Here is a 5363-nt window from a genome sequence, read left to right on the forward strand (position 1 = left end):
GAGCCGGGCATTTGCCCGGCTCTTTTTCTATTTAAAACCTACACTTAGAACTTGATCTTAACCGAAGCTGAGCCAGCAAGGAGCAGATCGTCGCCGTAGGTGTAGGTAATGGCATTTGCATTGTCGCCAACACCGGGGAAGGTCGACGACCCACCGGTCAGCACACCGATCGAGCCACCAAGTCTGACCTCGATCTTGTCGTTCGGCGAATAAGAAATGCCGCTGGCCACGGACCAGGTGTCCGACTGATAGCCGGAGGTCGTCGAGGTTCCACGATCCCACGTCAGCGAAACCGCGCCCGACAACTGGTCGGTGAACTTGTGAGCTATGCCGCCCGTGACCGTCCAGCCGTCGCGATAAAGCAGGTCGAAAGAAACGGGCGATGGCGCACCGGTCACAGGACTACGCACGCCATTGATGGGAATGATGCCAAGCCTGCTCCATTCCTGCCAGCGGATAGAGCCAAAGGCCAGCCAGCCAGGAGCTATGCCGCTCTGCAGCTTGAGTTCCATAGCTTGGGGTATCTCGGCCGAGGCGGAGACAGGAAAGACCCCGGTAGAGCCTGGAATCAGATCCGCTGGAAACGCGCCCCTAAAACCGGTCGAGTCGACGGTTCCCGACAGTCCGTCATATTTGTAGCTCGAAGAGTACATCAGGCTTGCGCGCAAGGCGATCTCGGGAATTTCATAGGCGGTGCCCACGCGCCACCCCCATGCCTCATCCGAAAGCTTGAATTTTCCGAGGCCGGTATTGCCGAAGGCCAGCAGTGTCTGGCGGGACAGAAACGCATCGACCTCCTGGTAGGAGACGCCGCCGATGAACCGCAGTGCGCCCTTGCCGACATTTACCTTATAGGAGCAGGTAAGGCCGAAATCATTTGTTTTGACGTAGTATTTGACCGCCGTTGGCGAATAGGCGTTGTTCATTCCGAAGTCTGCCTCCGCACCATACGGTTCCGTATAGCTCGCAAGGCAATCCACTGGTTCGAAGATGTTGGCCTTGAAACCGATGCGCGGCACCGCATAGTCACCGCCAACATCTATTTCCGACGTCGACATTCCCGAGCCATCCAGGCGCTGGACATTCTTCAGTGTGCGCTGTGGCGAAACATAGGTGACGCCAGCATCGAACGAATACGGTGCGGCATCAAACAACTGGTCGATGTTGACACCGCCGCGGTCGAAGCCGCCAGCATTCGCAACGCCCGAAATCAATAGCGAAAAGCACCCCGCCCCCAGCAGCGCTTTCAGACGCAAATTGTTCATGAATCTCCTCCCCGAACATTAGTGGGGTCAAGCTAGAACCAATTCAGGTTAACGGCGCAACAACGAATTCTCGATGCGTACACGTACACCTGCGACGACCGCATTTTAGACAAAGTGACAGCTTCACCGCAGAGCCGGAAAACGGCCTATTTGGCTGCAAACCGACGAAAAAATTCAGAAAAATCGCATGAATTGACGCAAAAACAGCGCGTTTTGCGAAAACAAACCCCATTGTTACATTATGGCAACAATGGGGCCAAAACATTCCGTTTACGTCAAGATTTACGCTGCGGAATGCCTATTTTCGCGGCAGGAAGCCCGCCCGAAAAGCGGGTTCGCAGACGCGCGAATCCAGATAATTCAGCCGGCCTCGCGCACTCGCGCCAGCGCCACCGAAAGCTTTTCTTGCGCCTCGCGATACTCGGCGAGTTTTTCGCGTTCGGCTTCCACGACATCTTCCGGCGCGTTGGCGACGAATTTCTCGTTGGACAGCTTCTTGTGCAGGCGGGCGATCTCCTCGGTCACCTTGACCAGTTCCTTCTGCAGCCGCGCCGCCTCGGCGGTAAGGTCGATCAGGCTGCCGAGCGGCAAGCAGATGGTCGCCTCGTTGAGCACGATCTGGGCGGAGCCCTTGGGCGCCGTATCGACCAGCGAGATGTCGCCGACCCGCGCCAGCCGCTTGATGGCCGATGCCTGGCGCTCAAGCCTTTCCTGGGTCGTGGCATTGGCGCCGATCACCATCAGCGGCGCGATCGCCGCTGGCGGCACGTTCATCTCCGAGCGCACGGAGCGGATACCCGAAACGAGATCGACCAGCCAGTTGATGTCGGCGGCCGCTGCCTCATCCTCGAAGTCGGGCGACGGCCATGCCGCATGGCAAAGCAGAGACGGCCGTTCCTTGCCCTCGCCTGATGTCTCAGCCCAAAGTTCTTCGGTCATGAACGGCATCATCGGATGCAGCAGCTTATAAATCTCGTCGAGCACGAAGGCGACGCACGCCCTGCTTTCGGCCTTGGCAGCCTCGTCCGTGCCTGTGAAGACCGGCTTCAACAGTTCCAGGTACCAGTCGCAAAACAGGTTCCAGACGAAGCGGTAGGCCGCACCCGCCGCTTCGTTGAAACGGTATGAGGTGATGCCTTCGGTGATTTCTCGTGCGGCGCGCGTCAGTTCGGTCAGTATCCAGCGATTGACCGCCAGCTTGGCGTCGTTCAGCCAGAAATCGTCGTTCCTTGCGACGTCGTTCATCTCGGCAAAACGGGTCGCGTTCCACAGCTTGGTGCCGAAGTTGCGGTAGCCGGCGATGCGGGCTGGATCGAGCTTCACGTCGCGTCCTTGCGCCGCCATCACAGTCAGTGTGAAGCGCAGTGCGTCGGCGCCGTATTCGTCGATGAGATCGAGCGGGTCGATGACGTTGCCTTTCGACTTCGACATCTTCTGCCCGTTCTTGTCGCGCACCAGCGCATGGACATAGACAGTGTGGAACGGCTCCTCGTCCATGAAATGCAGGCCCATCATCATCATGCGGGCGACCCAGAAGAAGATGATGTCGAAGCCGGTCACCAAGACGTCGGTCTGGTAGTAGGTCTTCAGCTCCGGCGTCTGGTCCGGCCAGCCAAGCGTCGAGAACGGCCACAACGCTGACGAAAACCATGTATCAAGCACATCCTCGTCGCGGGTCAGGATCTCACCCGGCTTGAAATTTTCGAGCTTGTCCTCGACCCAGGCCTTCCACGGCCCTTCAAGCGCCAGATAATATTCGATCGCCGCGGCGAGCGCCTCCTCTTCGGTCTTCTCGACGAAGACGCGTCCGTCCGGCCCGTACCAGGCCGGGATCTGGTGACCCCACCAGAGCTGGCGCGAAATGCACCAGGGCTGGATGTTCTCCATCCAGTCGAAATAGGTCTTTTCCCAGTTCTTCGGCACGAAATTGGTACGACCCTCGCGCACCGAGGCAATCGCCGGCTTGGCGAGCTCCGCGGCATTCGCATACCATTGTTCGGTCAGGAACGGTTCGATCGGCACGCCGCCGCGATCGCCATGCGGCACGGTATGGCTATGCGGCTCGACCTTTTCGAGGAAACCGCCCGCCTCCATCAGCTCGACGATCTTTTTGCGTGCAACGAAACGATCGAGGCCGTTGAGTTCGTCCCAGACGGCCTGACGCTCGGGCGTCACCTCCAATCCGGCAAGAAAGTCTTCATTGTCCCCGAGGGTCACCGCCGCCTCGACGGTGAGAATGTTGATCGCCGGCAGCCTGTGGCGCTTGCCGACCTCGAAGTCGTTGAAATCATGCGCCGGCGTGATCTTGACCGCGCCGCTGCCCTTTTCCGGATCGGAATATTCGTCCGCCACCACCGGGATCTTGCGGCCGACGATCGGCAGGACGAGGTTCTTGCCAACCAGATGCCGGAACCGTTCATCGTCGGGATGCACCGCGACCGCCGTGTCGCCGAGCATCGTTTCGGGGCGCGTCGTCGCCACGGTGATGAAGGTTTTCGGATTTTCCGGATCGAAGATCTCGCCCTCGACGGGATAGCGGAAATGCCAGAGATTGCCGTTGACCTCCTGCTGCTCGACCTCCAGGTCGGAAATGGCCGTGAGCAGCTTCGGGTCCCAGTTCACAAGGCGCTTGTCCTTGTAGATGAGCCCTTCCTTGTAGAGCGTGACGAACACTTCGAGCACCGCCGTGGACAGGCCCTCGTCCATGGTGAAGCGCTCTCTGCTCCAGTCGGCCGAAGCCCCCAGCCGCTTCAGCTGATTAAGGATCGTGCCGCCGGATTCGGCCTTCCACTCCCATACTTTCTCGATGAACTCATCGCGCGTCAGGTCGCGGCGGTGGATCTGCTTCTCCATAAGCTGGCGTTCGACCACCATCTGCGTGGCGATGCCGGCATGGTCCATGCCGGGCTGCCACAGCACGTTCTTGCCGCGCATACGCTCGAAGCGCACCAGAATGTCCTGCAGCGTGTTGTTGAGCGCGTGGCCCATATGCAGCGAGCCGGTGACGTTCGGCGGCGGGATGACGATGGTGAAGGCTTCGGCACCCTCCTCGGCCCCTGCGCCGGCACGAAACGCGTCGGCCTCTTCCCAGATTTTAGCGATCTTCGGCTCGACGGTTTTGGCGTCGTAGGTTTTTTCGAGCATGGAAAGGCGTCCGAGCTGTCGGGATTGTTGGGTTGGTGTAAATCGGAAGGCAGTTGGCAAGTCAACCAGCCGCAGATGGCATGGCCAATAGATAGGGGCCTCATAGTTCGAGGCAATTCGCATAAGCGATCCTCCATGCAGCCACGCCTCTTGACCGGCCATCGCGAACCGCAATACGTTGCCAACGCTGCTGTAGGGCGCATCGGCTTCCCGCCGGAGGGGCATTGCCCGCCTACGACACCTTAACCCTCACCGCGCCCAAGCCGAATTTCGAACATGTCGAATTTCGAGAACTTCAGGAAACAGGCCAAGCTCCACCTGCGCTGGCATCGCGAGCGGTACTATCCCGTCGCGGCCGCGATCGGGTCGATACTGCCGCGTTTCCGCCATCTGACCGATCGCCAGATCCTGGATCACAGCTTCAAGCTTGCCGACGCCCAGGAACTGGTTGCCAAGAAGGCTGGTTTCGAAAGCTGGCAGGCGCTGAAGAAAGGCCTTCAAACCATGACCGACAGCACGACATCCGATGCCGAAAAACCCTTCCTTGCCTTGGCCGAGCCGCAGCTTTTTGTCTGTGACATCGCTGCCGCCCGGGCGTTCTATGAACAGAAGCTCGGCTTCACGACACGCTTCACCTATGGCGAACCGCCCTTCTATGCCCAGGTCTTTCGCGACGGCGCGCGGTTGAATCTGCGCCATGTCGACAAGCCTCTGTTCGACAACGGCCTAAGAGCAAGAGAGGACTTGCTGTCGGCAACCATCGCGGTCGACGCCATCAAGCCGCTGTTCCTGGAGTACCAGGCGGCCGGGGTCAGCTTTCATCAGACGTTGCGGACCGAACCGTGGGGCGCCCGCACCTTCATCGTGGCAGATCCCGACGGAAACCTGATCGCCTTTGCCACATCGGTTGAGAGCGGTTGAGCTGCCGGGTCAATGAAACCGCCACCGCGGTGG

3 protein-coding genes are annotated in these 5363 nt (G+C 59.5%); 1 reads left to right on the top strand and 2 read right to left on the bottom strand.

The window, feature by feature from the left end:
* Positions 1 to 44 precede the first annotated feature (44 nt).
* Positions 45 to 1265 carry an OmpP1/FadL family transporter gene (locus tag E5W87_RS22155; RefSeq protein WP_292402251.1) on the bottom strand — a complete coding sequence of 407 codons (1221 nt, stop codon included), beginning with the start codon at positions 1263 to 1265 and terminating at the stop codon, positions 45 to 47.
* 360 nt (positions 1266 to 1625) lie between these two features.
* Entirely contained in the window at positions 1626 to 4409 is a 2784-nt protein-coding gene (locus E5W87_RS22160) for a valine--tRNA ligase (protein ID WP_292402254.1), read from the bottom strand.
* A 276-nt stretch (positions 4410 to 4685) separates the two neighbouring features.
* Between E5W87_RS22160 and E5W87_RS22165 the strand changes: the two genes are divergently transcribed.
* Positions 4686 to 5330 carry a VOC family protein gene (locus E5W87_RS22165; RefSeq protein ID WP_292402257.1) on the top strand — a complete coding sequence of 215 codons (645 nt, stop codon included), beginning with the start codon at positions 4686 to 4688 and terminating at the stop codon, positions 5328 to 5330.
* Positions 5331 to 5363 lie beyond the last annotated feature (33 nt).

Source organism: Mesorhizobium sp., assembly GCF_004962925.1.
In the GTDB taxonomy this organism is placed as follows: domain Bacteria; phylum Pseudomonadota; class Alphaproteobacteria; order Rhizobiales; family Rhizobiaceae; genus Mesorhizobium.